Origin of the sequence: Mesorhizobium sp. CO1-1-8 (assembly GCF_020164875.1) — a bacterium.
Classification (GTDB): Bacteria; Pseudomonadota; Alphaproteobacteria; order Rhizobiales; family Rhizobiaceae; genus Mesorhizobium.
Genome location: NZ_JAIUGZ010000020.1, coordinates 54,321 through 79,043, shown reverse-complemented (window position 1 = coordinate 79,043; position 24,723 = coordinate 54,321). Strand labels below are relative to the sequence as shown.

The window sequence follows — 24,723 nt, the reverse complement described above, 5'->3', positions numbered from 1 at the left end:
CGGGTCACGCATCACGAAATCGGGCAGTCCGATCGCTTTGTTCTGCGATTCCGGCCGCGAAACGCAGATAGTCGTCATATGACGACTATGAAACGTCAGTGGCTTTGGTCAGGCTCCGTTACGTAAGTTTTCGATTTCATCTGGACCAAGTTAATGTATTCTAATTGAGCCAGCGTTGCATAAGCGGGAATGCGAACGCCCTGGCCTTATGCATTGAACTTTATTGTGCAGTGCCGGCATTTTTATTGCAATTGCATGGGCAGACTATAGCGGTGGCGCCAGACTCCGGAGGGATCGGGGGGCGCCCCGCAAAGGGGGGTAAGTGCATGGCTTTGTTTTCAAAGCGCGTTGTCGCGCGTTCTCAGTCTTGCGTACCGACCAGCGAGGAAACAAGCAACGCGTATCCAGCGGCAGCTCTCGACAGTCAGAGAGGGGCTCCGCATGAGTTTTCGAGTCCTGCGAATAGGCGTTTCGCAATTCTGCCGAAACGCCTCGCGTTCTTGCTCGGCGCCACCGCGATGGCCGGGCTCTCGCCCCTCTCGTCAGGCATCGTTCACGCACAGCTCCTGATCAATGGCAACGGCGGCAACGGCGGCAACGGTAGCGGCTATGACGGCGATGGTGGCGACGGAGGGGCGGGTGGCAACGCGACGCACGTCAACAACATCGACCAAAGTGTGCCAGCGCCGGCTCCCAATTTCACCAGCGCCTTCGATGTTACGGCCGATGGTGGCAACGGCGGCAATGGCGGATACGGCTTTCTGTTGTTGGTAGGCAATGGTGGCGAGGGCGGCAATGGCAACAACGCCGGCAGCGCCACGGCCACGAACACCACCTCCACGCTGTTCACGGACGGTGACTTCCATCACGGCATGGTTGCAACCGCTACCGGGGGCAGAGGCGGTAATGGCGGCGGCAGCGGAGGGCTTTTCTTCGCGGATGAGGGCGACGGCGGAGCTGGTGGTGCTGGTGGCACTGCCAGTGCGACCGCGACTGTTTCGAGCATAATCGAAACCACCGGAGCAAATTCGGTCGGTATAGCCGTCGACGCGAGCGGCGGCGATGGCGGCACCGGTGGCAATGCCGTTTCGGCCGGATACGCCAATGCCGGCGAGGGCGGCAATGGCGGCAATGCCGGGACGGCGACCGGCAGCAACGCCGGTTCTGTCACAACTTCGGGGTCGTTCTCGTACGGCATGCTTGTTCGCTCCTCCGGCGGCAAAGGCGGCGACGGAAATTCAACCTCGACACTTTTCGCGGGCTCCGGCAGCAATGGTGGGAGTGCAACCCAAGGCGGCAGTGCTTCGGGCGACAATTCCGGTTCCATTACGACCCACGGAGACTCCGCCAGCGGACTGGTCGTCCAGTCGATCGGCGGCGCCGGCGGTGATGGTGGCGGCGCTTTCGGGCTCTTTTACGCTGGAGGCGGATCCGGCGAGGACGGAAATAATGGCGGGCAGGCCAGTGCGACCAATACCGGCAAGATCACGACCTTCGGGTCCAACGCAATCGGCATGCTGGTTGAATCGATCGGCGGCGGCGGCGGCAATGGCGGTGGCGCCGGCAGCGTTTTCGTTTCCACTGGCGGCAGAGGTGATGGCGGTGGTAACGCGGAAGCTGTGACTGCCGGCATCGGCGGTGAAATCAGGACCGGCGGTGACAACAATGGCGGCGATGGCGCAATAGGCGTCCTCGCACAATCGGTCGGCGGCGGCGGTGGCAATGGCGGATACGCGGTTGCGATCGGCAGCTCCGTGGCGTCAGTCGCGGTTGGCGGCGGTGGTGGCACCGCCGGAAACGGCCGCAGCGTCACCGCCAACCAGGCTGGAAACGGCGTTATCGTCAGCACAAACGGCCGGTCGGCGATCGGCATGCTCGTGCAGTCGGTTGGCGGCGGCGGCGGCAATGGCGGCGGCGCTATCGCAGCCGGCGGGATCGCTTCGGTCGCCGTAGGCGGCTCGGGTTCAAAAGGTGGCGACGGCGGCGAGGTGCACTACACCATCGGTAATGCCGATGTCACCACCGGTGGTGCGGATTCGGCCGGTGTGGTCACACAGTCGGTCGGCGGCGGCGGCGGCAATGGTGGCTTCTCGGTCAGCGTTTCCCTCGGTGTCGCCGTCGGCGTGGGCGGTGGCGGGGCTGCTGGTGGTAATGCCAGCCTGGTGGACGTTACCAGCGGCGGTTCGATCAAGACCTCCGGCGACCGCTCCGCGGGCTTCATCGCGCAGTCGATCGGCGGCGGTGGCGGCAATGGCGGCTTCAACGTCGCGGGCAGCCTCGGTGCGGCGATCGGGGTTGGCGGAAGCGGGTCCAAGGGCGGTGATGGCGGCCAGGTGTTTTTCCGCACGGTGGCCGACGGCCTGCAGAAGATCGAAACGCACGGAGTCGATTCGACCGGATTGATCGTGCAATCCATCGGTGGCGGCGGCGGCAATGGCGGCTTCTCGGGAGCGGTCGGCGTTGCCGCGGCGGTCTCGGTCGGCGGCAGCGGATCGGGCGGCGGCAAGTCGATGGCCGCGGACGCCACTTTCAACGGCACTGTCGATACGTTCCAGGATCGGTCGGCGGGCATCATCGTGCAGTCGGTCGGCGGCGGCGGCGGCAATGGCGGCGGCGCGTTCACGGGCAGCTTCGCCGTTGCGGTCGGCATTGGCGGCGCTGGCGACGTGGGTGGCACCACCAGCACGGCCAAGTATACGTCGAACACCACCACGATCACCACGCGCGGCAACGATTCCGCCGGCCTTATCGTTCAGTCGATCGGCGGCGGCGGCGGCAATGGCGGCTTCTCGGTCAATCTCTCGGCGGGGGTTGCCGTCGGTGTCGGCGGCGGATCAAGCAAGGGCAGCAATGGCGAACGCGTCGATCTCGACGTCGGTACCGCCACAATCGTCACAGGCGGCGATCGGTCGATAGGCGTTCTTGCCCAGTCTGTAGGCGGCGGCGGCGGCAGCGGCGGCTTCTCGCTTGCAGGGTCCCTGGCCGTTTCCGTCGGTATCGGCGGCAAGGGCGCCGGTGGCGGCAACGGTGGCGAGGTCGTCGCCACGATTCGTGGCGGCAGCATCTCGACTTCAGGCGAATATTCCCATGCCTTTGTCGCGCAATCCATCGGCGGCGGCGGCGGTGCCGGCGGCTCGACAATCTCAGCCGGGGCGGGCGTCAATGTCGGCGTTGGTGGCAATGGAAGCGTCGGCGGTATCGGACTTAACGTGACCGCTTCGAACGGCGCCGAATTGAAAACGGACGGTCTTTTCTCGCACGGCTTCCTGGCGCAGTCCGTGGGCGGCGGCGGCGGTTCCGGTGGGTTCTCGATCGCGGCTGGTCTCGGCCCCGCTGTATCCGTCGCGGGCAGTGGCGACGGTGGCGGCAACGGCGGCGAGGTTCGTGCAACCAACACCAATAAGATCACGACACTGCAGTACGGCTCGATCGGCCTGTTCGCACAGTCGGTTGGCGGCGGCGGCGGCGATGGCGGCTTCAGCTTTGCCGTCGGCACGACAGCGGCTGTTTCGGTTGGCGGCGGCGGCGGCGCGGGCGGCGACGGCAAGTTGGTCGACGTCACCAACAACGCCAATATCAGGACCTATGGTGGCCTTTCGCATGGCATCTTGGCGCAGTCGGTCGGCGGCGGCGGCGGCAATGGTGGCGCCGCGAACTCCGCATCGGTCGGTCTGGCGGCGATTTCCGTGTCGATCGGCGGCGGCGGCGGCGGTGGTGGTGTCGGCGGCAACGTCATCGTTCACCACACCGGCGACATCATGGTCAATGGCGGCGGTGCCAAGGGCATTTTCGCGCAGTCGGTGGGTGGCAATGGCGGCAGCGGCGGCGATGCGTTCGCTTTCTCCGCGGCGGCGAATATCTATCCGTATCCGGCAGGTGCGCTTTCGGTGTCGGTCGGCGGATCGGGCGGTGCCGGCGGAAGCGGCGGCACGGTTGAGGTCACCGGCAACGGTCACATCGCATCGGTGGCAAATCCGGATGTCCTGGGTAGCTACAATCCGGACAATGGCGGCGGCATACTGGCGCAATCGGTCGGCGGCCGCGGTGGCGACGGCGGTCGCAGCCGCACCTATTCCGGCAGCTTCAGCCCCACGGTCAGCATCAATCTGGGCGCATCCATCGGCGGCAAGGGTGGCGGCGGCGGCGGCGGCAACACCGTGACGGTCAATTTCGGTCTCAACGATCCGACCAGTACGATCGTGACAACCGGCAACAATTCGCATGGCATTCTCGCCCAGTCGGTCGGCGGCGGCGGCGGCAGCGGCGGCGACTCCATGGCTGCCGCCGGCGGACTGGGTGGCACTGTCACTGTCAATGCCACGGTAACGGTCGGCGGTTGGGGCGGCTCCGGCAACACCGGTGGTACAGTCAATGTCACCAATGCCAGCAAGATCACCACCAGCGGCAATACCAGCAACGCGATCCTCGCCCAGTCGGTCGGCGGCGGCGGCGGCTCGGGCGGTTCGGCCAGCGGCGCGACCGCGTCGATCAGCAATGGCTCGAATGTCAACGTCAACGCCAATGTGGCGATCGGTGGCCAGGGCGGCGACGGAAACAATGGCGGCGCGGTCACCGTCATAAACTCCGGCATGCTCGACACCTATGGCGATTTCTCCAATGGCATCCTGGCGCAGTCGATCGGCGGCGGCGGCGGCGCGGGCGGCTCGGCAGACGCCAAGGCATACAATCTCGGCAGCAGCGAGGGCACCACGGTCGACGCGAACCTCGCGATCGGCGGCGGCGGCGGCGACGCCACCGGAGATCGCGATGGCGATGGCGTCACCAATCAAGCGGAGTGGGGCACCTATGCGCTCGGACCCGACAGCGGCAGCAGCGGCATGAAGGTGATCGTGAACAATTCCGGCAACATCCATACCCGTGGGTATGGATCGGCCGGCATCATCGCGCAATCGGTGGGCGGCGGCGGTGGCGTTGCCGGTGCCGCGGCTGCGGCCAGCGAAGGCAAATATGGCGGCGGCGCGACCGTTTCGGTCGGCGCGGGCATCGGATTGGCCGGCGGCGATGCCGGCAATGGCGGCGAGATCCAGGTGACCAACAGCGCCAAGATCCAGACGGATCGGGACGAATCGAATGGCGTCACGGCAAGTTCGGTCGGCGGCGGTGGCGGCATCGGCGGCGCGGCATCGTCAGGTGTCGAGGCCGAGTATGCGATCGGCGGTTCCGTGGGTGGATTTGGCGGAGCGGCGGGCCTGGGTGGCTTTGTTTACGTCACCAACGAAGTGACTGCTGAAATCCGCACCCTTGGCAATCGGTCGGTCGGCATTTTCGCACAATCGATCGGCGGCAGCGGGGGCGCCGGCGGCGGTGGCGAGAGCCGGGGCTCAGGCGCGACACTGACGGTGAATCTGGTCGTGGGCGGCTTTGCCGATGGCGGCGGGACTGGCGGCAACGTGATCGTTGAAAATTCCGGCATCATCACGACCGGCACTCTGAATCTCTTGACCGGTGCGCGCACCGGTCATGGCTCGCATGGCATCCAGGCGCAATCCATCGGCGGCGGTGGCGGCAGTGGTGGAGCGGCGGGGACGACCAGCGAGGAGGCGGACTATCAGATCGCCGCATCGCTGAGTGGCAAGGGCGGCAAGGGCGGCAAGGGCGGCGACGTAACGGTCACCAACAACGCGACGGGCGTCATAATGACCGCCGGTGACAATGCGGACGGCATTTTCGCGCAGTCCGTGGGCGGTGGCGGCGGGTCGGCCGGCGCGGGCAACAGCCAGGCCACGGGTGGCGATACGACCGTGACCTTGCAACTCGGTGGAACAGGCGCAGGCGGCGCTGACGGCGGCACTGTGCGGGTTACGAATTACGGCAATATCACCACTCTCGGCGTCATGTCGCACGGCATCTTCGCGCAATCGATCGGAGGCGGCGGCGGCGCGTCGAGTTCCTTGACGCAGGCTTCGGACGGCAGCACGGCCATTGGCATTCAGCTGGCGCTCGCCGATACGCTTGGCCCCAACAAGGTGGTTGGTGCCGGTGCAAACGGCGGCGATGTTTACGTTCATCACAACGCGGGTACCATCAACACATCCGGCGCTGGTGCCATCGGCATATTCGCACAGTCGGTCGGCGGCGGTGGCGGCTTCGGCGGTTCGATGACCAATTCGTCCGAAGGCGACAGCTCTTACTCGCTTCAAGTCGGCGTAAACGGCGGCTTTGGCGGCAAGGGTGGCTATGTCGAGGTGCTGGTCGCCGGCGACATCCACACCACGGGCGCCTTGGCGCATGGCGTGGTTGCGCAATCCGTCGGCGGCGGCGGCGGCATGGGCGCCGATGCTTCCGGCAAGGCCAAGGTGTCGTTGGGCGTTGGCGGACTTGGCGGCGCGGGTGGCGACGGCGGCAACGTCTATGTCGAGCGCACCGGCACGATCATCACCGAAGGCACGGATTCCATCGCCATTGTCGCGCAATCCGTGGGCGGCGGCGGCGGCATCGGCGGGACCAGCTTCGGCCGGTTCGCGACCAGTGACGACGGTGACGGCCCCGATGGCTTGACCTTGGAAATGCTGGACGGATCAAAGGGCGTCGGTGGCACCGTCGAGGTCATCCAAACCGGTGAGATCGAAACCACGGGTCTGCGCTCGCATGGCATCGTCGCGCAGGCGGTCGGTGGCGGTGGTGGTATCGCGGGCGGCCTGAACAAGGGCGCCGGCTCGGCCGGCGGTATTGGCGATGCCAGTGCCGCCAAGGCGACGGCGAACAGCCAGATCGCAGTCTGGGGCGCGGAAAGCTACGCGCTGTTCGGCCAGAGCGCGACCGGCCAAGGCAACTCCAGTGCGGTCACGCTGACAGCAAGGTCCAGCCTGTTCGCGCAAGGTGCGGATTCCGTGGCTGTCTATGGCGAGAGCACGGCCAAGGGCGCCAAGGGCAACATCACCATCAACCTGAATGGCCAGTACACGATCGGCGGTGCCGGAACCGGCGTGGCGGTGATGCTTGTCGGCGGTGCGGACAACAATCTGATTAATCACAGCCTGCTCTATGCAATGGGCGCAACGCCGAGCTTCACCATCCAGGCGTCGCAATTCCAGGCATTCCAAGCCTTCCTGTTGGCGCCCGGTCCCGTCGTGCCGACGAATGCGATCCTGGAATCGCTTCTGGACGATTTCAGCCCACTGGCTATCACCGGCACATCGGGCGATGACCATGTGGAGAATTCGAAGATTGCCGGCACGCTCGGACGGGTGATCGGCAACATGGATCTCGGCGGCGGCACGAACAGCTTCCACAATATCGCCGACGCCTCGATGGTCGGCCTCAAGACCATCGATCTCGGCGGCGGCAAGTTCACCAATGACGGGCTGTTTACCAACCAGGGCATCGGCGTCGTGGCCAAGGTAGATGTCACCGGGGGATTCACGCAGATGCTCTCGGGCGACTTCGTCACCGACGTCGATCTCAACAACCAGATCACGGATGCCCTGGCGCTGAGCGCGGCCGGCGACTTCGACGGCGAGGCGCCGCTGAACTTCCTGTCAATCGACAAACTGTTCACCGAATATGTGCTGGCCAAGGGATCGGCGATGACCGATTCCGGCATCACGCCGACGACGCTGCATCCGGCGGTCGGCTTCAACTTCCAGACCAAGGTGGTCGGCGGAACGGATCTGGTTCTCTACGCCGACAATCCGACCTTCCTGGAGTTGGCACAGGATCCGAACTCCGGCACGACCGATCCCGGTGTCTTCCAGATGGCGCAGTATCTCGACGATGTCGAGGCTTCATCGAGCCCAGACAATCCGATGGCGCTTCTGATCAACATGCTGCGCTTCCTGCCCGATGAAATGGAGCTCGGCGCGGCTCTGACGCGGCTGACGCCGCACTATGCCGTGCACACATTCGAGATGATCAACCGCTCCACAGACATCATGCTGGAGGCGGCGCGCGAATGCACCGGCGTTCCCGCCTACAAGAACCCCGACGGCCGCTGTGTCTGGGCATCGATCAGTCCGCAGGCCGAGTACAGCCGCGACGCGGGTGCCGGAACCACCGGCCGAGACGACGTCATGAAGACGATGTCGCTTGGCGGCATCGGCGAAGTCGGCCAGCACTGGTCGCTCGGCGCAACGATAGGCCGGACCGAATTCGACTCGAAGATCGATTTCAACGGCGAATTGCTGTCGGCCACGACAGGCGAATCCTGGCAGGCCTACGCGCTGGCGAAATATGCCGACAAGAACTACTTCATCGACTTCGCAGTCGGCGGCGGCACCGGCTCCTTCAAGGGCGAGCGTGACACGCATCTCGATCAGGTGGCCTTCATTCCGGGCGAAACGCTGATCGGCGATTATCTGCCGGAGGCACTGCTGCCTGGCATCGGCAACAGTGTCACCTACACGCAGAAAACCGCCCAGTTCGGTGGTTCGGCGCGGCTCGGCATAACGCAGGAGATGGGTGCTTTCTACCTGCAGCCGACGTTGCAGTTCGACGCGCGCTGGCTGCGTGTTTCCGGGAAGGAAGCGGGCTCGGTTGCCGGCTTCAACTTCGACGGCAGCGCCAATATGTATTATTCGGCGACGCCGGCTTTTGAAGTCGGCACCGACATTGCACTCAGCGACATTGCCAGCCTTCGCGTCTATGGCAAGGCTGGCGTGGAGTTTTCCAACAAGGAGTGGGAAATCGAAGGTCGCTTCGCGGCGGCGGAGAATCTGCCTGGCAACCCCGCATTGCACTTGACGGAAGCCGTCGATTCGCCGCTCTATCGGGTCGGCGCCGGCCTTGAGCTGAATGGCGTCAATGGCGTCGGCATGTCCGTCAGGTATAATGGCGCCTTCGGCGAGACGGTTAAGCAGAACGCGATCAGCGCGTCTCTCAAGGTCAGCTTCTAGCTGGCCGAGGCGGAGCCGGGGGGAGGGATCTTGATGAGGAAGTACGTGTATTTCGCGGCGATGCTGGGTGCTGCCTGCACCGTCGGTGTGCCGGCCGTGGCGGCGCAAACCAAGAGCGACAAGGCGGTCGCGGCGCCGGCTGCCGCCGATGCGCCGCAGTTGCCCGGCGGCGCGTCGGCACTGTCCGAAACCCATGGCGACTGGACGGTCAATTGCCAGATATCAGGCGCGACCAAGACCTGCAGCCTGTCGCATCAGCAATTCAACAAGCAAAACAATCAGCGGCTGCTGGCGATCGAGCTGTCGAGCAAGACCGGCGAGGATGCCACGGGAACGCTTGCGCTGCCGTTCGGCCTGGCGCTGGCCAAGGGGGTGAGCCTGACCATCGACGATCAGAAGCTGGACGGCAGCCTGGCGTTCAACACCTGCCAGGTCGTCGGCTGTCTGGTGCCGGTGGTGTTCGATGCGACTGTCACGCCGCTGCTGAAATCGGGCACCACACTGAAGATCGACGCTTTCGCGGCAGACACCGGACAAGCGGTGAGTTTTTCCATTCCGCTCAACGGCTTCGCCGGCGCGCTTGCCCGGACCGCCGAGCTTTTGACCAATTGATGTGGAGCCGCAGGACTTGAAGCGCGCCGCCTGAATGCCGTCTCGCGGCAGGGCGGTGCGTCACTGCAGCAGAACGTCTTTCAGCTCAAACGACGATCGTTTTAAGCCTTTCGGCGATCAAGGCGGCGAGCCGCGCCGCCACATCGTCCTTGCTCATCTCTGGCCATTCCTCGACGCCGGCCTTTGACACGATCCGCACCCGGTTGCGATCGCCGCCCATCACGCCCGAAGAACCGACGCCGCTTCCCTGCGACACGTCGTTGGCAACGATGAGATCGGCGCCTTTTTTCTTGAGCTTGGCCTCGGCGTTGCGCAAGAGATCCTGTGTCTCGGCGGCGAAGCCGATAACCAGGCCGGGTCGCTGCCTGTGATGGCCGACGCCGGCGAGGATGTCGGGATTCTCGACCATGCGCAGCACCGGCGGCCCTTTGCCCACGACCTTCTTGATCTTCTCACCGGCTGAATTCTCGGTTCGCCAGTCGGCCACGGCGGCGACGAACACCGCCGCATCGGCGGGCAGGAGCCGTTCCACCGCGTCGCGCATCTCTTGCGCACGTTCGACATGGATGGTCTTCACGCCTGCCGGATCGGCGATGCCGACAGGGCCGGAGACGAGGTGCACATCGGCGCCGAGCCTAGCCAATGCCGCTGCGATGGCATGGCCCTGCTTGCCCGACGAACGGTTGGCGATGTAGCGCACCGGGTCGATCGGCTCATGCGTCGGGCCGGAGGTGACGATGATCTTGCGCCCCGACAGCGGTTTGGGGCCGACATCGAGCAGCGCCTCGATCGCGGCGACGATCTGCAGCGGTTCGGCCATGCGCCCTTCGCCCGCTTCATTGCTTTCGGCCATCTCGCCCTTGGCCGGACCGACGAAGGTGACGCCGTCCTTCTGCAGCGTCGCGCGGTTGCGGCGGGTGGCCGGATGCGCCCACATTCTGGGGTTCATGGCCGGCGCCATCAGCACCGGCTTGTCGGTGGCGATGAGCACGGTGGAGGCCAGATCGTTGGCGTGGCCGTTTGCGAGCTTCGCCATCAAGTCGGCGGTGGCAGGCGCCACCACCAGCAGATCGGCCTCGCGCGACAGCCTGATGTGGCCGACATCGTGCTCGTCATTGCGGTCGAACAGCTCGGTGAAGACATGGTCGGCGGAGAGCGCGCCGACCGACAGCGTGGTGACGAATTCCTGTGCGGCCGATGTCATGACCACCCGAACCGTGGCCCCGCGCTCGCGCAGCCGGCGGATCAGATCGAGCGCCTTGTAGGCGGCGATGCCGCCGCCGATGATGAGCAGGATGCGCTTGCCGGATAGGCCGCGCGGTATGATTTTCCCCGCGACATCTGGGGCGGCCAAGCCGCGTGCGCTCGCCAGTTCGCGCAAGGTCTGTTCGATCTGACCGATGCGGCCGGCCGAGCCAAGCTGGCCTTCGACGGCAGCGCGGATCATGACCCGCGCCTGCTCTTCCATCGAGCGGTCGTTCTCCGCCGCGAGCCGGCGCAGCAGATCCTTGACCTCGTCGTCAAGATTGCGAATGGTGATGCTGGCCATATGATTGCACTCTGCTCAACATTGCCGATTGCAATGATAGCAATGCAATCACTTTGGGACAAGCCGTTCGTGGCAGACCGCTAGATGATTTTCCAGGCGATATAGACGAGCGTCAGCGCGATCACCCAGAGTGCCCAGCGGCCGGAGCGGCTGTAGCGCGCCTCGGCTTTGCCGATGGCGTGGGCGGTGGTTTCGTCGAAGCGCAGGCCGTGCTCCGCCATCAGGTCGATCTCGCGCGACAGTCGGTCGGTGCGCGCCGCAAGCTCGGGCACCTGGCGGGCCAGCGTCAGCAGCGCCTTGGCGCCATCGCGCGCATCGATCATCATGCCACGCGGTCCAAGATTGCCTGATATCCAGTCGCCGACCACCGGCTCGGCCGTCTTCCACATGTTGAAGGCCGGGTCGAGCGTGCGCGCCACGCCCTCGACCACCACCATGGTCTTCTGCAGCAGGATCAATTCGGGCCGCGTCGCCATGTCGAAGAGCTCGGTGACCTCGAACAGCAGCGTCAGAAGCTTGGCCATCGAGATGGTCTCGGCCGGCTGGCCATGGATCGGTTCGCCGATCGCCCTAATCGCCTGCGCGAAGGCCGCGACATTGTGCTGGCGCGGCACATAGCCGGCCTCGAAATGCACTTCGGCGACGCGCAGATAGTCGCGCGTGATGAAGCCGTAGAGGATTTCGGCGAGGAAACGGCGCTCCTTCTTGCCGAGACGTCCGGCAATGCCGAGATCGACGGCGACGATCGTGCCGTTTGCCTCGACGAAGAGGTTGCCCGGGTGCATGTCGGCGTGGAAGAAGCCGTCGCGCAGCGTGTGGCGCAGGAACGACTGGATGAGGTTGGCGGCGATCGCCTTCAGATCGTGGCCGGCAGCGTCGAGGCCGGCAATGTCGTTCATCTTGACGCCGTCGACCCACTCCATGGTCAACACGTCGCGGCCGGTGCGCTCCCAATCGACCGATGGCACGCGAAAGCCGGGATCGTCTTTTGTGTTTTCGCCAAGTTCGGAGAGGGCCGCCGCCTCGAGCCTCAGATCCATTTCGATCTTGGTGGTCTGCGCCAGTGTTTCGGTCACTTCGACCGGCCGCAGCCGGCGTGACGACGGGATGTATTTTTCCTGCAGGCGGGCAGCGAGGAAATAGCTTTCGAGGTCCTGGAAGAAGCGGCGGCGCACGCCCGGCCGGATCACCTTCACCGCCACCTTGGTGGCAACGCCGTCATGCGTGGTATCGGCGGCATGGACCTGGGCGATGGAGGCGGCCGCGACCGGATCGCCGAATTGCGCGTAGAGATCGCCTACCTTGCGCCCGAGCGAGGCTTCGATAGCCGCGATGGCTTCAGCCCTGGGGAAGGTGTGCATCTTGTCCTGCAACATGGCGAGATCGAGCGCCATGTCGTTGCCGACCACGTCGGGCCGTGTCGCCAGGAACTGGCCGAGCTTGACGTAGGAGGGACCGAGCCGGACGACCGCCTTGGCCAGCCGGTCGCTGCGCTCATAGGCAAGCGCGCGACGGCGGGTGAACAGCCGTGCCAGCCGCCAGCCGAATTTCGGCAGGCCCGACAATTCCTCGCCCGGCAAGGCGGCGACGACGCCTTCGCGCACCAGCACCCAGCCGGCCCTTACGAGCCGAAATCCAGCACTGACCGTGCTCATGGCCGCGCCCGTCCTGCCGGCTCTTCGAACCGGCATCGCACGCGTCGATTGTGAGAAATGCGGACCGGCCTCAAAGCTTCCAGCCCGAATGAAGTGCCGCAATACCGCCGGAATAGTTGCGGAAGGAAACGCGGTCGAAACCGGCGCGGGAAATCATCGTCGCGAAATTCTGCTGATTGGGAAACCTGGCGATCGATTCGACCAGATAGGAATAGGGTTCGCCGTCGCCAGTGACCATCTTGCCGATCTTGGGGATGGCGTTGAACGACCAGGCTTCGTAGGCCTTGTCGAGCAGCGGCATCTCGACCTCGGAAAACTCCAGGCACAGGAAGCGCCCGCCGGGCTTCAGCACGCGAAGCGCTTCGCCCAAGGCCACCTCGATGCGCGGGACGTTGCGAATGCCGAAAGCGATGGTGTAGGCATCGAATGTGGCGTCGGCAAAGGGCAGTTCCTCGGCATTGGCCTCGACGAAATCGGTGTTGCCGGACAGGCCTTTCTTTTCGGCCCGGTCGCGGCCGACGGCCAGCATCGAGCCATTGATGTCGAGCACGGTGGCTTGGGCATTGCCGTGGCTGGCATCGACGATGCGGAAGGCGATGTCGCCGGTGCCGCCGGCAACGTCCAGCACGCGCCAGCCGGGCCTTTTTGGAGGATTGAGCCAAGTGACCATGGCGTCCTTCCACAGCCGGTGCAGGCCGGCCGACATCAGATCGTTCATCAGGTCGTAGCGGTTGGCGACCTTGTGGAAAACATCGTTGACCAGGGACTGCTTGTCGCCAGCCCCTACACGCTTGAAACCATAGGAGGTTTCCATGCCGCCCGCGGCCGTGGTTCTCTCAACTGACATTTTTTTGATCCGTCATAAAACCGGCGGGACCATAGCCGATCGATGGTGCGGGCGCTATTGTTTAAGGCGCGGTGTTCAGCCGCGCTTCCAGGTGGCGGGTTTTCGAGACCTGGACGGACCGACGGGATGATTGAATGCCTTTGAAAGCGGAACTGCACTGCCACATCGAAGGGGCAGCGGCGCCCGAACTCGTCATCCGCCAGGCGCAGAAATACGGCAAGGACACCTCGCCCTATATCCAGAACGGTTCCTTCGTGTGGCACGATTTCACCTCCTTCCTGGCGGCTTATGATTTTTCCGCCGATCTGTTCCGGACCGAGGAGGACTATGCGCGGCTGGCCGACCATTATCTGACCAGTCTCGCTCGCGATGGCGCCATCTATTCCGAGGTGTTCACCTCGCCGGACCACGCGAAAAAGTCCGGCCTGTCGCCCAAGGCCTATACCGATGCACTCGGCGAAGGCATGGCCCGTGCCAAGGCCAAGACCGGCATCGAGGGCCGCATGATCGTCACCGGCGTGCGCCATGTCGGCGTCGAGTCGATCGAGCAGGCGGCACGCTTCGCGGCGCGCTGCGGGCATCCGCTGGTCACCGGTTTCGGCGTCGCCGGTGATGAGCGCATCGGCGATATGGAGGACTATGTCAGGGCTTTCGAGATCGCCCGTGAGGCGGGGCTCGGCATCACCATCCATGCCGGCGAACTGACGGGCTGGGAGACGGTCCAGGCGGCGCTCGATCATATCCGTCCGTCCCGCATCGGCCATGGCGTTCGCGCCATCGAGAACCCGGACCTCGTCCGGCGCATCGCCGACGAGGGCGTCGTGCTGGAATGCTGCCCCGGTTCCAACATAGCGCTCAAGGTGTTCGACAGTTTCGCCGATCATCCGTTTCCGGCCCTGCAGGCGGCCGGCTGCAAGGTGACGCTCAATTCCGACGATCCGCCCTATTTCTGGACCTCGCTGAAGCGCGAATACGACATTGCCGCCGAGCATTTCTCGATGAACGAAAAGGCGCTGGCCGCCGTCACCAGAACGGCCATCGAGGCCGCTTTCGTCGACAAAAAGACCAAGACGGCTCTTCTTGCCCGGTTGAACGGCGCGGCGCGCTGATTTCCGCCGACAAAGCTGTGGTCGGTGCGGGCCAAGCGGTTCCTTGGCCGGCGCATTGCCGCTAGGGTTCGCCCAGGCAGCTTGAAGCGCGGCGCGTCCGAAAGGGCCATGCGCGCATTTTCGGGCGCAGGCATCAGGAGAACACCATGAAGGGCGTCACCGTCGTCGACCACCCGCTTGTCCAGCACAAGCTGACCATCATGCGCAAGAAGGAAACCTCGACGGCTGGCTTTCGCCGGCTGCTGCGCGAGATATCGCTGTTGCTCGGCTACGAGGTTACCCGCAATCTCGAACTGACGACGACGACCATCGAAACGCCGATGGAAACCATGGAAGCGCCGACGCTTGAGGGCAAGAAACTGGTCTTCGCCTCGGTGCTGCGCGCCGGCAACGGCTTGCTGGAAGGCCTGCTCGACCTGGTACCGGCGGCGCGGGTCGCCCATGTCGGTCTCTACCGCGATCACGAAACGCTGGAAGCGGTCGAATATTTCTTCAAGGCGCCGAGCGATCTCGCCGACCGGCTGGTGATCGTCGTCGATCCGATGCTGGCCACCGCCAATTCGGCGATCGCGGCGATCGACAAGCTGAAAGAGCGCGGCGCCACCAACATCCGTTTTCTTTGCCTCTTGGCGGCGCCCGAAGGCATCGAGCGCTTCACCAAGGCGCATCCGGACGTTCCCGTCTTCACCGCTTCGATAGACCGCCAGCTCAACGAGAAGGGCTATATCATGCCCGGCCTCGGCGACGCCGGCGACCGCATGTACGGGACCAAGTAATATCAGGCAAAGTCGGTACGATTTACCAAATATTTACGCAAAGGCGCGGTTTTGGCGCCCGTTAAAGCGGCAAACACCATCCGGGCTTAACGATCGGCTGTCACTACAGCGCCGCGCGTCCATTTCGGATGCGCAAAGGACGCTGTAGCACTTTTGATTTTGCGCATGAGCCTTTCCGAAAATCGATCCCGATTTTCGGGGTCATGCGGCGAGGCCGATCCATGCTGCGCAAACTTCTGATCCTCGCCGTTTTCGCCGGCTCATCGGCATCGATACCGATTGTGTATCAGTCGAATCCGCAACTCGTCGAAAAACTGCTGAGGTCGGCGGTGCCGGGCAAACAAGCCGCCGAAGCCCAACCGGATGTCAATCTGGCATCGGTGCCCAACAAGCCCGCGGCACCGCTGCCGATGGGCCGCAAGGTGGTCGTGTCGGCAGACGAGCGCGGACACTTTTCATCGCCCTTCAAGCTCAATGGACGTCAGGTCGACGGCATGATCGACACCGGCGCCACGCTGGTAGCCATCAATATTTCGACGGCACGCAGGATCGGCCTGTCGCTGAACGCTTCCGACTTCAACCGCGAGGTCAACACAGCCAACGGCACCATCAAGGCGGCCGTGGCCATGATCGACCGCCTGCAGATCGGCAACATCACGGTCAACGACGTCCAGACCATCGTGCTCGACGACAGGGCGCTGCGCACCAATCTGATCGGTATGAGCTTCCTCAACCGGCTCGACAAATACCAGGTCGAGAACGGCACGCTGCTGCTCGTTCAGTAACGCTATTCGTTTCCGCAATTCCCAAGGGAAAGCGCTATGCGCTTTTCCCGGGAAACCCACTTTTGGGCGACATGCATTAGCCGCGCGGCAGAATCCGCCGGATGACCGATTTGTCGGCGGGCGGCTTCGAGGCGCCGACCGTATAGGCCGAAAGCACGGTTATGGCAGCGGTCTCGGCATCGGCCGATGAGCGGGCATGGACGAGCGCCAGCGGCTCGCCGACCCCAACCTCCGCACCGACCGGCAACAGCCTGCTAATTCCGACCGCGGGGTCGACCTTGTCGTCCGACCGCGTGCGCCCACCTCCCAGGCCAACCACGGCGAGCCCGATGTCGCGGGTGGCGATGCCGGTGACGAAGCCATTTGCGGTCGCCTTGACGGCAAATTCGATCGCAGCCGCTGGCAGGTATTTTTCCGGCTTCTCGATGAAATCGGCGGGGCCGCCAAGCGTGGCCACCATGCGTGCGAAAGTGGCGGCGGCGCGGCCGCTGGCGAGCGTCTCGGTGGCGCGCCGCATGCCATCCTGGTTGGACGACACCAGCCTGGCCGACTGCAGCATTTCGGCGGCCAGCGCCAGCGTCACATCCTCGAGCCGACGGTCACGATACCGGCCGGTGAGGAAATCGACGGCGTTGCGCACCTCGACGGCATTGCCGGCAGCCGACGCCAGGGGCTCGTTCATGCCGGTGATCAACGCCGAGGCCTTGAGTCCGGCGCCGTTGGCGATCTCTACCAGGCTGTTGGCGAGTGCGGTGGCGTCGCGCGATTTTTCCATGAAGGCGCCGTTGCCGACCTTGACGTCGAGCACCAGCGATTGCAGCCCGGCCGCCAGCTTCTTCGACAGGATCGAAGCGGTGATCAGCGGCACCGATTCGACCGTGCCGGAAACGTCGCGGATCGCATAGAGCCGTCGATCGGCGGGCGCGAGGTCGGCGGTCTGGCCGATGATGGCACAGCCTGTTTCGAGCACCGCCTTGCGAAATAGCGCGACATCGGGCTGGCTGATGTAGCCGGGGATGGCATCCATCTTGTCCAGCGTACCACCGGTGTGGCCAAGGCCACGGCCCGAGATCATCGGTACATAGGCGCCGCAGGCGGCGACGATCGGCGCCAGCATCAGCGAGACATTGTCGCCGACGCCGCCGGTCGAATGCTTGTCGGTGACCGGGCCGGGCAGGTCCGACCAGTCGAGCACATCGCCGGAATCGCGCATCGCCAGCGTCAGCGCCACGGCCTCGTCGCGGTTCATGCCGTTGAAGAACACCGCCATGGCGAAGGCGCCGGCCTGGCCGTCCGTAACGGCGCCCGACGTCACGCCCTCGACGAAGCCGGCGATCTCCTCTTCCGACAGCTTGAGGCCATCGCGCTTGCGGCGGATGATTTCCTGGGGAAGCATCAGATCTCCAGCAGTCCGTCGCGGAACACGCGCTGCAGGATCGTCGCCAGCCGCGCGCCGCCGAACGGCGCCATGTCCTTGGTCTCCTGGTGCGAAAGCTCGGCCCCGGTCATGCCGGCCGCCAAATTGGTGATGACCGAACAGGCGGCGACGCGCAGTCCGAGGAAGCGGGCGAGAATGACCTCCGGTACGGTCGACATGCCGACCGCATTGGCGCCCATGATGCGCGCCATGCGGATTTCGGCCGGCGTTTCGAAGCATGGGCCGGAGAACCACATATAGACGCCCTTGTGCAGGGTGGTGCCGGTCGCGTTTGCCGCCCGTTCGATGGCCTGGCGGATGCCGGCATCATAGGCTTCGGTGAGGCCGACGAAACGCCGGTCGCTTGGTTCGCCGATCAGCGGGTTGGTGCCCGAGAAATTGATGTGGTCCGATATCAGCATCACCGAGCCCGGCGGCATGTCCGGATCGACCGAGCCGGCGGCATTGGTGAGGATCAGTTTCGTGATGCCGATGCCGGCAAGCACTTCCAGCACCGGCCGCATCGCCGCGGCAACGCCGTGCTCGTAGTAATGGGCGCGGCCCGACAGCATCAGCACCGGCACACCGGCAAACAGCCCTGCCACCACTTCGCCGGCGTGCCCGGTGACACTGCTTCTGGGAAAACCCGGCAGATCGGCATAGGAGATGCGGATCGGGTCCTCGATCTGGTCGACCAGACCGCCGAGGCCCGAACCGAGCACCAGTGCCGTGGCCGGCGCCAGGCCGTCCAGCCTTTCGACGAGATGATCCAGGGCTTTTTCCGTCATCGTTGCCAGCTGTTCATTTGAGCCCGTTGTTCATTTCAAAATATCGCCGCGGAAGCCATAGGGCAGCATGTCGCCCATGGTCACGGTCTCGGCCACACCGGCATTGTCGCAGAGATAGAGCTTTGTTTCCGGCCGGCAGAATTCGGCAAGCCGCTGGCGGCAGCCGCCGCAAGGCGAGCATTTGGCCATGCGTTCGGCAAGGACGGCGATCTCCACGATCTTGCCGCCGCCGCCCATGATGTAGTGGCCGAGCGCCGTGGTCTCGGCGCACCAGCCTTCCGGATAGGAGGCGACTTCGATGTTGGCGCCGGTAAAGACGCGCCCGTCCTCGGTGCGCAAGGCAGCGCCGACCGGAAACTTGGAATAGGGCGCGTAGGCCTTGGCCATGGCGGCCTTGGCGGCCTCGAACAGATCATGCGACATTCAGGTGTTCTCTCCGATGATCGTGTTCAAAACCCGGCGCAAAGCCGACCTGCCGCTCAACGTTCCTTGACATAAGGCACGCCGCCGGCGCGGGGCGGGATTGCCTTGCCGATGAAGCCGGCGAGCAGGATGACGGTGAGGATGTAGGGCAGCGCCTGCATGAATTGCGCCGGCACCTTGCCGATGATGGGCAGCGGCGAGCCTTGCAGGCGGATCGACGCCGCGTCCAGGAAGCCGAACAGAAGGCAGGCGAACATGGCGTTGACCGGCTTCCACTTGGCGAAGATCAGGGCTGCCAGCGCGATGTAGCCCTTGCCGGCGGTCATGTCCTTCACGAAGCCGCCATTTTGCACCATCGACAGGTAGGCGCCGGCAATGCCGGTGAGGATGCCGGTGCAGATCAGCGCCCTGTAGCGCAGCCAGGCGACCGATATGCCGGCGGTGTCGACGGCGGCCGGGTTCTCGCCTACGGCGCGCAGCCTGAGGCCAAAACGGGTGCGAAACAGCACCCACCAGGTGAACGGCACCATCAGGAAGGCAAGATAGACCAGGATCGAGTGGCCTGACAGGAGCTCGGCATAGATCGGTCCGATGATCGGCACGTCGCGGATGGCCTCGGCACCCGGCAGGGTGATGGCCTCGAAGCGCTCGCCCGGTTGCAGCGCCGGCGTGCGCCCGCCCTGCTGGAACCAGGCCTGGCCGAGGATGATGGTCGAGCCGGCGGCGATGAAATTGATCGCGACGCCGGAGACGATCTGGTTGCCGCGATGGGTGATCGAGGCAAAGCCGTGGACCATGGCGAAGGCGACCGAGATCAGGATCGCCATGCCGAGGCCGAGAAAGGCCGAATGGAACACGGAAGCGGCCGCGGCACCAGCGAAGGCGCCGACCAGCATCTTGCCTTCGAGGCCGATGTCGAAGATACCGGCGCGTTCCGAATAGAGCCCGGCGAGGCAGGCAAGCAGCAGCGGCACCGAGAGGCGGATGGTGGAGTCCAATGTCTGGATGATCGCGTTGAACACATCCATCTCAGGCACCTTTCCCCTTGACCGCTTCCATGCCGACCGATCGCGGACTGAACGAGGCGAACAGCGCCTGGATGTAGGGCCGGAACATGTGCTCGAGGGCACCGGCAAACAGGATCACCAAGCCTTGAATGATGACGATCATGTCGCGGCTGATTGCCGGCATCTCGAAGGCGAGTTCGGCGCCGCCCTGGTAAAGCATGCCGAACAGGATCGCCGCCAGGACAATGCCGACAGGGTGCAGGCGGCCCATCAGCGCCACGGCGATGCCGACGAAGCCGGCGCCGGAAACGAAGTCGATGGCGACATTGTGCTGATCGCCCATCACCGGATTGAGCGCCATCATGCCGGCCAGCCCGCCCGAGATCATCATGGCGGTGATGATGATGCGGGTTTCGGAAATGCCGGCATAGCGTGCCGCCTTCGGGCTGTGACCGTAGGTGCGCATCTCATAGCCGAGCTTGGTGCGCCAGATCAGCAGCCAGACCAGGAAGGCCATGACCAGCGCCAGCAGGAAGGTGACGTTGAGCGGCGCCGAACGGATCTTGGCGCCGAACAGCTCGATGATCCAGTTGAGCTTGGGTAATTCCGCGCCGGCAAGGAAGTTGCGCGTCTGCGGCGCTTGCGAGGCGGCTGGCTTCAAAGGGCCGACCAGCAGGTAAACCATGATCGAAGCGGCGATGAAGTTGAACATGATGGTGGTGATGACGATGTGCGAGCCACGCTTGGCCTGCAGATAGGCCGGGATCAGCGCCCACAATGCGCCCACCGCCGCCGCTGCAATGATCGCCAGCGGGAAGGTCAGCCACCATGGCAGTGTACTGTCGAAGCTCAGGCAGACGATGGCGATGCCGAGGCCGGCGATGTAGGCCTGCCCCTCGGTGCCGATGTTGAACAGGCCGCAATGCGCGGCCACCGCCACCGAAAGCCCGGTGAAGATGAAGGTGGTGGCATAAAAGAGGGTGAAGGCGATGCCTGTACCTTTGCCGAAGGCGCCCTCGACCAGGATGACGGCGGCGCGCAGCGGGTTTTCGCCGACCAGAAGCACGACGAAGCCGGCGACGACGAAGGCGACGAACAGATTGATCAGCGGGATCAGGCCATAGTCGGCCCAAGCCGGCAGTTTGGCGTAAGGCGTGCTCAAAGTGCTGCCTCCTGGTGCTCGATGCCGGCCATCAGCAGGCCGAGCTCGCCCTCGGTCGCTTCGGGACCGCGCTCGCCGACGATGCGGCCGGCAAACATCACCAGGATACGGTCGGACAGCGAACGGATCTCGTCCAGCTCGACCGACACCACCAACACCGCCTTGCCCTGGTCGCGCATGGCGATCAGGCGCTTGTGGATGAACTCGATGGCGCCGACGTCGACGCCGCGTGTCGGCTGGCCAACGATCAGAACACCCGGGTCCTGTTCCATCTCCCTCGCCAGCACGATCTTCTGCTGGTTGCCGCCGGAGAAATTGGCGGTCTTCAGCCGGCAGTCGGCCGGGCGGATGTCGTATTTGGCGATCTTGTCCCTGGCATCGTTGCGGATGGCATCGATGTTGAGGAAAGGGCCCCGGAGATAGCGGGGATCATCGTGATAGCCGAGGATCGAATTCTCGTTCTCCTCGAAGGCCAGCACCAGCCCGACGTGATGGCGGTCCTCCGGCACATGCGCCAGCCCGCGGTCGCGCAGTTCGCCGGGATCTGCCGCACCGGTCAGGTCGATCGGCTTGCCGTCGAGCATGACAGACCCGGACACGGCGCGCCTGATGCCGGAAATCGCCTCGAGCAGTTCGGATTGTCCGTTGCCGGCGACGCCGGCGATGCCGACGATCTCGCCCGCCCTGATATCGAAGGAGATGTCGTCGACCATGGTGACGCCGCGCGTATCCTTCACCGTCAGGTTCTTAACCGCGAGCTTGACGCCGCCGGCTGCCGCCTCGCCCTTCTCGACCCGCAAGAGCACGCGTCGCCCGACCATCAGCTCGGCCAGTTCCTCGACAGTCGTCTTCCTGGTTTCGCGCGTCGCCACCATCGTGCCCTGGCGCATCACCGACACGGTGTCGGTGATGGCCATGATCTCGCGCAATTTGTGGGTGATCAGCACCACCGTCTTGCCCTGGTCTTTCAGCTGCCCGAGGATGCGGAAAAGATGGTCGGCCTCGGCCGGTGTCAGCACGCCCGTCGGCTCGTCGAGGATCAGGATCTCGGCGCCGCGATAGAGTGCCTTCAGGATCTCGACACGCTGCTGCAGGCCGACCGGCAGCTCCTCGATGACTGCATCGGGATCGACTTCCAGCCCGTATTCACGCTCCAGCCGCTCCAGTTCGGAGCGCGCCTTGGCGATGCTCTTCTTCAGCAGCGCATCGCTTTCGGCGCCGAGGATGACGTTCTCCAGCACCGTGAAATTGTCGACCAGCATGAAGTGCTGATGCACCATGCCGATGCCGAGCGCGATGGCGTCATTGGGGGTCTTGATCGAGGCCGGCTGGCCGCCAACGCGGATCTCGCCGCTGTCGGCCTGGTAGAAGCCGTAGAGGATCGACATCAACGTCGATTTGCCAGCTCCGTTCTCGCCGACAATGCCGTGGATCGTGCCGCGACCGATCTCGAGATTGATGTCCCGGTTGGCGCGCACCGCACCAAAACTCTTGTTGATGCCGATCAACTCGATTGCGGCTTGCGCCATGCAGCCTGTCCCACTCTTATTTTTTTATCGCTTGGTCAAAACGCCTAGCATGACGCTCCCCCCGTGCCAATTGGCGGAGCAGGTTCACTCTCGACAAATCCCGGTGCGCTTGTCAATTTCCAACGTGGCCGAGGCCTTCACATTCGCTAGTATGACGGAGCCGAAATTCGCATCACGGCGCAAGAACATCACGGCGCAAGACATCGCGGTGAAGACTGGGGAATTCACATGATCATGCCCGCCGACCGGCTGACGACGCTGGAGATCCGCGCCGCCGAGCAGGAGAAGACCATCGAGGAACTGTCCGGCCAGATCGCCGAGCAGTGGAAAGTGATCGAGCGCATGCAGCGCAAGCTCGACTCGCTAACGGATCGCTTCCTGGCGCTGGAGGAGCAGACAGGAGATGAAGTGCCGGTGACCAAGCCGCCGCACTGGTGAGAGACTGTTTGGAAATTCTACTCTGAGCGGCCATCTGATGGGGTTTTCTGCGCTTCCCCGTTCTACTGCGTGCAGTAGAACTGAGCTCACGGACCCAAACGTCCGCTGCGCTCTGGTTCTCGAAATCACCATCATATGACTCGCCAGAGCGAATTTCGAAACAGTCTCTGAGGAAAAAAGGGAAGGTGCACGCCGTGGTCAGTGAAAGCGATCGCATCGCGCGGGCCGGCGACTATGTGCTCGGTCTTATGAACGATGCGGAACGTGAAAGGGCAGAGCGCGACCTCGAGATTGATCCCGCCTTCCGCGACGCGGTCGTGCAGCTTGCCGAACGCATGCACATCTTCGACCGTGCCGACCCAGCCAGCGGCGAGGAGCGCTGGAAGCAGATCACGCAGCGGATTGGCGATCTGCCGCAGATGCGTAGTTCTGGCCTGAGCGACGCCAGGCCGCCGACCGTGATCCGAAGCCTGTCGCAGCGGCCATACGGCGTCGGCCTGCATACGCTTGGCGGCCGGCGCGGATTTGTGGCTGCAGCCGGGCTGATGGTGGCGTTCGCGCTGGGTTATCTGGCGAGTAAGCTCGTTTGAGGCTCGTTAGAAATCATTTGTTCCAAAATTGCGACAGCACCATCCAACATGCTCTCTTGACGGGAAAACTCTTCGAGAAGTCGGTCCATTGAGTCCGCCGTGCGTCGTCTCGCTTTGTTCAGTTCGCTCGTCATCCTAGGAAGCGCGCCGATGCTTACTCTGAATGTTTCCAAGTTACCCTTTGAGCTGCTTAAAATTGATCTCAAATTTTTAATGCTATCTAAATTCTCTTTAACTTGATCGATATCTCTATCGTCATTTTTGAATTCTTCAGATAGGGCGGCGTATTTAATGAAAGCGTCCATGCCCAAACTAAACGCCTCAGAATAGAGTGGGACCTCTTCGTCGAGTCTTCCCGAGAAATGCTTCAGATCGTCTGCAGCATGAGAAATTATTTGCGTGGCAGATACTCGGTCAATCTGTCCGAGTGTGTTTTTTTTTAGGTCGCCAACCTCCGACGTCCGACTTTGCAGCTTCGCACCCAATTCAGCGGTTGCATCGGAAATGCGGTTTGCTATCTCTGCGACTTCCGCGAACTTTTTTTCAAATGCTTCTAGATAATCGAAAAGACCAAGTTCATCGCCAGCGTCACTGGCTGGCGGTTCGAGGGCCTTTTCTGAAACCTCAATTGAATTATTCGCGACATTCGTGGGCACAAAGTTCAAAATCTGGTGGCTTAAGTGCAGTCTAACAAGGCGCTCGAAATCCCGGATGTCTTTAAACTCAAAATATAATACGCCGTCGTCCTTCAATGAGTTTTTAAAGGAATTTATCTTCGTGAGCTGATCCGGATCCATTTTGCTAGGAGGAATAGGCTCGTCCTTGAAGTACGCCATTATTTTCACTGAATCAGAATTCTCCTCATAGCGCGCTTTCGCTCGTTGAAATTCCTCAGCTGTGCCCGACTCGGCCCTGTTTGTTGGCGTTCCAAATCTACCCCACATGATTCCGATAAAAATATCGTAGTCAGAAGGGATATGTCGATTGATGACATCCTGGCCATCCATCCCTACATCGGGATAAGTATGAGTTTCCCAACGCAGCAATTCAAATCGAGTGTTGAATTGGCGGCTCCAAGCGATATTCAACTCATTAATAACCTCCTCAAGCCTCTGTCGCTCGTCAGCGACATCTCCGGGAGACGCTACAAATACAGAAACGACTTGCTGCTGCCGAGTCATGAA

General features: G+C 63.4%; 17 protein-coding genes. 7 read left to right on the top strand and 10 right to left on the bottom strand.

What is annotated here, in order from left to right; translation table 11 throughout:
• Positions 1-518: 518 nt before the first annotated feature.
• Both LB558_RS28885 and LB558_RS28880 read left to right on the top strand, forming a co-directional pair.
• The gene (locus tag LB558_RS28885) at positions 519-8,852 is read left to right on the top strand and encodes an autotransporter outer membrane beta-barrel domain-containing protein (protein WP_263495444.1); all 8,334 of its coding nucleotides are present in this window, start codon (positions 519-521) and stop codon (positions 8,850-8,852) included.
• Between the two features lie 33 nt (positions 8,853-8,885).
• The gene (locus LB558_RS28880; protein ID WP_224700639.1) at positions 8,886-9,464 is read left to right on the top strand and encodes an invasion associated locus B family protein; all 579 of its coding nucleotides are present in this window, start codon (positions 8,886-8,888) and stop codon (positions 9,462-9,464) included.
• A gap of 85 nt (positions 9,465-9,549) precedes the next feature.
• Here the strand turns inward: LB558_RS28880 and coaBC are convergent, their stop codons facing one another.
• The 3 genes from coaBC to ubiE all read right to left on the bottom strand — a co-directional run bounded on the left by coaBC (position 9,550) and on the right by ubiE (position 13,515).
• On the bottom strand, positions 9,550-11,013 hold the full coding sequence (gene coaBC, locus LB558_RS28875; protein ID WP_224700638.1) for a bifunctional phosphopantothenoylcysteine decarboxylase/phosphopantothenate--cysteine ligase CoaBC: 1,464 nt from the start codon (positions 11,011-11,013) through the stop codon (positions 9,550-9,552).
• Between the two features lie 80 nt (positions 11,014-11,093).
• Complete coding sequence (ubiB, locus tag LB558_RS28870; RefSeq protein WP_224700637.1) at positions 11,094-12,668, bottom strand: 2-polyprenylphenol 6-hydroxylase; 1,575 nt, start codon at positions 12,666-12,668, stop codon at positions 11,094-11,096.
• Between the two features lie 70 nt (positions 12,669-12,738).
• Positions 12,739-13,515, bottom strand: a complete 777-nt coding sequence (gene ubiE / locus LB558_RS28865; protein ID WP_224700636.1) for a bifunctional demethylmenaquinone methyltransferase/2-methoxy-6-polyprenyl-1,4-benzoquinol methylase UbiE — start codon at positions 13,513-13,515, stop codon at positions 12,739-12,741.
• 134 nt (positions 13,516-13,649) lie between these two features.
• Between ubiE and LB558_RS28860 the strand changes: the two genes are divergently transcribed.
• The 3 genes from LB558_RS28860 (at position 13,650) to LB558_RS28850 (ending at position 16,185) form a co-directional block, all read left to right on the top strand.
• Entirely contained in the window at positions 13,650-14,624 is a 975-nt protein-coding gene (locus LB558_RS28860) for an adenosine deaminase (protein WP_224700635.1), read from the top strand.
• A gap of 146 nt (positions 14,625-14,770) precedes the next feature.
• Complete coding sequence (gene upp, locus LB558_RS28855) at positions 14,771-15,400, top strand: uracil phosphoribosyltransferase (protein ID WP_015315749.1); 630 nt, start codon at positions 14,771-14,773, stop codon at positions 15,398-15,400.
• 221 nt (positions 15,401-15,621) lie between these two features.
• Entirely contained in the window at positions 15,622-16,185 is a 564-nt protein-coding gene (locus LB558_RS28850) for a TIGR02281 family clan AA aspartic protease (RefSeq protein ID WP_224700634.1), read from the top strand.
• 76 nt (positions 16,186-16,261) lie between these two features.
• On the opposite strand, the gene deoA is transcribed toward LB558_RS28850, so the two are convergent.
• The 6 genes from deoA to LB558_RS28820 are packed head-to-tail and all read right to left on the bottom strand — an operon-like array spanning position 16,262 to position 22,511.
• Complete coding sequence (gene deoA / locus LB558_RS28845; RefSeq protein ID WP_224700633.1) at positions 16,262-17,581, bottom strand: thymidine phosphorylase; 1,320 nt, start codon at positions 17,579-17,581, stop codon at positions 16,262-16,264.
• Complete coding sequence (locus LB558_RS28840; protein WP_224700632.1) at positions 17,581-18,390, bottom strand: purine-nucleoside phosphorylase; 810 nt, start codon at positions 18,388-18,390, stop codon at positions 17,581-17,583. The genes deoA and LB558_RS28840 overlap by 1 nt, the downstream gene beginning before the upstream one ends.
• 30 nt (positions 18,391-18,420) lie before the next feature.
• Entirely contained in the window at positions 18,421-18,813 is a 393-nt protein-coding gene (gene cdd / locus LB558_RS28835) for a cytidine deaminase (protein ID WP_013529630.1), read from the bottom strand.
• A gap of 56 nt (positions 18,814-18,869) precedes the next feature.
• Positions 18,870-19,841 (bottom strand): ABC transporter permease, encoded by a 972-nt coding sequence (locus LB558_RS28830; RefSeq protein WP_224700631.1) that lies wholly within the window; start codon positions 19,839-19,841, stop codon positions 18,870-18,872.
• 1 nt (position 19,842) lies between these two features.
• Positions 19,843-20,982 carry an ABC transporter permease gene (locus LB558_RS28825; protein WP_027037671.1) on the bottom strand — a complete coding sequence of 380 codons (1,140 nt, stop codon included), beginning with the start codon at positions 20,980-20,982 and terminating at the stop codon, positions 19,843-19,845.
• Complete coding sequence (locus LB558_RS28820) at positions 20,979-22,511, bottom strand: ABC transporter ATP-binding protein (RefSeq protein ID WP_224700630.1); 1,533 nt, start codon at positions 22,509-22,511, stop codon at positions 20,979-20,981. Before LB558_RS28820 ends, LB558_RS28825 begins: the two co-directional genes overlap by 4 nt.
• A gap of 231 nt (positions 22,512-22,742) precedes the next feature.
• Between LB558_RS28820 and LB558_RS28815 the strand changes: the two genes are divergently transcribed.
• Both LB558_RS28815 and LB558_RS28810 read left to right on the top strand, forming a co-directional pair.
• Positions 22,743-22,949 carry a SlyX family protein gene (locus LB558_RS28815; protein WP_206517352.1) on the top strand — a complete coding sequence of 69 codons (207 nt, stop codon included), beginning with the start codon at positions 22,743-22,745 and terminating at the stop codon, positions 22,947-22,949.
• A 194-nt stretch (positions 22,950-23,143) separates the two neighbouring features.
• Positions 23,144-23,539: a hypothetical protein gene (locus LB558_RS28810; protein WP_224700662.1), complete on the top strand. Its 396-nt coding sequence runs from the start codon at positions 23,144-23,146 to the stop codon at positions 23,537-23,539.
• On the opposite strand, the gene LB558_RS28805 is transcribed toward LB558_RS28810, so the two are convergent.
• Positions 23,515-24,720, bottom strand: a complete 1,206-nt coding sequence (locus LB558_RS28805) for a DUF4062 domain-containing protein (RefSeq protein WP_224700629.1) — start codon at positions 24,718-24,720, stop codon at positions 23,515-23,517. The two genes, LB558_RS28810 and LB558_RS28805, sit on opposite strands and share 25 nt — an antisense overlap.
• Positions 24,721-24,723: the final 3 nt, after the last annotated feature.